2 protein-coding genes are annotated in these 4132 nt (G+C 44.3%); both read right to left on the bottom strand.

Annotation, left to right across the window (positions count from 1 at the left end; genetic code table 11):
- Positions 1-18: 18 nt before the first annotated feature.
- Positions 19-2961, bottom strand: coding sequence for a DNA polymerase III subunit alpha (locus ACR2F7_RS03985; protein WP_432712299.1), 2943 nt, complete (start codon positions 2959-2961; stop codon positions 19-21).
- A gap of 5 nt (positions 2962-2966) precedes the next feature.
- The coding region (dinB, locus tag ACR2F7_RS03990) for a DNA polymerase IV (RefSeq protein ID WP_432712300.1) at positions 2967-4132 on the bottom strand (1166 nt) is incomplete at its 5' end.

Here is a 4132-nt window from a genome sequence, read left to right on the forward strand (position 1 = left end):
TTTCGTAAGACTTTTAGCTTAAGTCATAACCGGGTTATCGGCAATTTCCAACTTAGCAAATTTCTGCACCTCCATACTCGGGAAGCCAAAATCTTCAACCACCTTGCCCAATATTAAATAACAGCCCATGCCTCTGAAAGGATAAGCCGGAGTATTATTAGGGAAATGTGTAGTGTCAAAGAAATTGCCGTCAGCATCCAGAAAAGTACCAAACCACATCTTTTTGCTGTTTTTGGTATGCACCGTTTTCTCACAAACATATAAACCCACCATCCTTACTGTCTGGCCCACATACTTGATGAGTTCCTTTGTACGAATATCACCCCGGTAGCTTGTTTTTAGCAAGTCGAACATAGAAAGGCTGAGCGGAAAACCCAGCAGCTCCAGTTCATGGTAAGCATCTTCTAGTTTGGTATTGACCAAATCTGGCAATGTATAATGTTTAGTCTCGACATGAAAGAGCTCGGCATGGTTAGTGGGCTTTTCCTTTTGCCCCAAAAGGGTATGTATATCCCACAAGAGGGCTTTTTTGCTTTTCCCTGTAAAACGCAAAGCACCACAGCGGATGAGGATGATGGCCTGCTCAAGGCTAATTTCTGTACGCCTGATGAAATCCTCCAGATCAAGGTATACCCCATGCTGTTTACGCTCGTCAGGAATAAGTTCCATTAACTTATTTTCCAAACCCTGTATGCCCATAAAACCCAGGTAAGCATCAGCACCCTCAATAGATACCACCATACTGCTTTTATTTACACAAGGTAAATGTACCCTTGCACCAGACTTTTGCAGCTCGTGCACATAGAGCCAGCGTGTATAAAAACCGCCGTAATTGTTGAGCACCCCTACCATAAACTCCATCGGATAATAAGTTTTCAGGTATAAACTCTGGTAGCTCTCCACCGCAAAACTCGCTGAATGTGCCTTTGAAAAACTGTAGCCTGCGAAGCTGGAAACCTGTCGCCACACTTCATTTGTAATTTCTTCGGGCCTGCCTAACACTTTTGCCCCTTCATGGAATTTCTCTATCAGCCGGTCAAACTCTATGCGCGAGCGGTATTTCCCACTCATGCCCCGTCTTAAAATGTCAGCATCGGTGCCATCCATACCGCCATAATGAATACAAACCTTAATGACATCTTCCTGGTAAACCATTACCCCGAAAGTTTCCTTCAGCTGCTCTTCCATTACCGGATGCAGGTATTTGACCTCCTTTGGCTGATGAAAGTTTTGGATATACGTTTTCATCATCCCCGATTGGGCCACCCCCGGCCTGATGATGGAGCTTGCTGCCACTAAAGTGAGGTAATTATCGCAGGTCAATTTGGTCAGCAGCTGCCGCATGGCAGGAGATTCAATGTAAAAGCAGCCAATGGTATCGCCAGATTTTAAACGGTTATTCAGGTTTTGATCTTTCATAAACTTGCGCACCTGGTGGATATCAATGGTTTTCTGCTGGTTTTGCTCTACCAGTTTCACCGTTTCCTTGATGTGCCCAATGCCACGCTGAGAAAGAATATCATATTTGTCGTAACCAATCAGCTCGGCCTCATACATATCCCATTGCACGGTAGGCATGCCTTTTGGTGGAAGATCCAGTGCTGTATAATAAGTGATGGGCTCTTCAGAAATCAGTACGCCCCCTGCATGGATACTCCTTTGGTTGGGCATTTTACTCATCAGCTCAAAAATGGCCAGTATTTTCTTAAAAGTCTCGTTATTACGGTTTACCGCCGCACGACTAGGGTCTGTAAAGCCGTCAATCTCTGCTTTAGGAAGGCCCATTACCTTGCCTATTTCGCGGATAACGCTTCGGTCTTTAAAAGTCGACATGGTGCCCAGCAAGGCAGTATGCTGAGAGCCATAGCGTTTAAAGATATAATCCTGCACATCTTCGCGCTCATCCCAGCTGTAGTCAATATCAAAATCCGGTGGAGAAGTGCGTTCAGCATTCAGAAATCTTTCAAAGTACAAATCAAGCTCAATGGGGTCCACATCAGTAATGCGCAGACAATAAGCAACAATACTATTTGCGCCAGAGCCCCTGCCCACATGGTAATAACCACGGCGCATGGAATACTGAATAATATCATTGGTGATCAGGAAATAAGCACAGAAGTCAAGCTCAACAATCACTTTGAGCTCTTTTTTCACCCTTTGCAGCGCCTCCCTATTTTTACTGCCATAACGATATAACATGCCTTCCATAGCCAGCTTTTCCAGCAAGGATTTATCGTCTTTATGATTACCCGTAAAAGTTTTGCGGTTCAGCTTGATCTTTCCATGGGGGTAATCCATGGTGCAGTTATCCATGAGCCTGCGGGTATTGTCGAGAATAAAGGCATACTTCACAAACTTAGCTTCCAGTTCTCCGGGTTTAAGAAACTTATCCGTTTCCTTGCATTTATCTTCCTTTTCCACCATGGTGAGCAGGGTATTTAAATCAATACCCCTTAAATACTCATGAAGTCGGTATTCTATTTTACTGGCTACAAACACAGGTTGAAGCACCACCAGCTTGTCTTCAATAAGCTTCAGGTCTTTATTATAAAGCTGATGAAGCTCATCAAAACGTATTCCGATATATTCATTATCTTTAAGTACTGCTTTATGGCCAAAGGGATACACCACGTAAACATTGTTGAACACCGGAGGCTGATCTGGAATTTCCTTTTGGGCGAGGTTATGCGCACTAAGGAAATCATTCAGCTCTTTCATGCCTTCTTTATTTTGGGCAATGCCAATATAAAGCAGCTTTTTATCTCTGCGGAATTCAATTCCACCAATGGGCTTAATGCGGTTATCGCGGCATTCGCGCATAAATTCCATCACCCCGGTAGAGTTGTTGATATCGGTAATCACCATTTGTGTAATACCACGCAGCTGCGCCTCTTCTACAAGGGTTTTAATAGACATGGTGCCGTAACGCAGGCTGTATTGAGAATGGACGTTGAGGTACATGAGTGTTATAATTTAATGTCCATTACCGCTGCTCTCACTACTGCATCTTGCCCAAAGCGCCTGCGAATTTTATCCATGGCCTGCACGAGGCTATATTGTTCCTGGCTTTCACTGTATAAATCAATCTGCTCAAAACCACTCACCAGGTTAGACAAACGCACCCCCACCAGCCTGAGTAACATGCGCCGGTTATACATTTTCTTGAACAGGTCTTTTGCCGTAGCAATCAGCACACTATCCAATGAAGTATAAGCAATAGCCACCTGTTTGGTTTCTGTTTCAAAGTTGGCATAACGGATGGTGACCGTAACGCAAGCCGTCAGTTTCTTTTTCTCTCTCAATTGAAAGGCCACATCCATCACCTGGGCAATCAGCAAGTTATTGATCATTTCTATATCGATGGAATCAGCGTGGAAGGTACATTGTGTGCCGATAGATTTTTGCTCAGTATAGGGAATAACCGGACTGTGGTCTATACCTTGTGCTTTTTGCAATAATGATAAACCAGATTTACCTAACAGGAAATTCATCTGGTCGGGATGGATCTGCGCCAGCGTATATATTTTTTTAATGCCCATATCGCTGAGCTTGATAAAGGTCTTTTCGCCCAGACCGGGAATCTTTTTAATGGACAAGGGATTGAGGAATGATTGCACTTCACCCTGAGCTACCTTCTTTTCACCATTGGGCTTACATTCATTGGTCGCCATTTTGGAGACAGTTTTATTGACCGACAGTCCGAATGAAATGGGAAGGCCAGTTTCTTTAATCACCAGTTGCTTCAGTTCATGGGCATACTGATTGGTGGAGTGAAAACGGTCCATCCCCGTCATGTCAATATAGTGCTCATCAATGCTCGCCTTTTCAATCAGCGGCACACGCTCCCTCAAAATAGCAGTGATCTGGTGCGAGGCTTTGGAATACTCATCCATATTTCCCCTGATGAAAACAGCATGCGGGCATAACATCCGGGCCATGCGCGAAGACATGGCTGCGTGTACACCAAATTTACGGGCCTCATAACTGCAGGAAGCCACTACCCCACGATCAGAAGTGCCGCCAATGATGACAGGCTTACCGACAAGTGAGGAGTCTTTTTTTACTTCGACGGAAACAAAAAAGGCATCCTGGTCCATGTGAATGATTTGCTTTTCTGTTGACATGACTAATG

This window comes from Pedobacter sp. (assembly GCF_045628745.1).
Taxonomy (GTDB): domain Bacteria; phylum Bacteroidota; class Bacteroidia; order Sphingobacteriales; family Sphingobacteriaceae; genus Pedobacter.

Excerpts from the sequence above, each read along its gene's own strand:
- ACR2F7_RS03985 (WP_432712299.1), bottom strand. The coding sequence starts at position 2,961 with ATGTACCTCAACGTCCATTCTCAATACAGCCTGCGTTACGGCACCATG.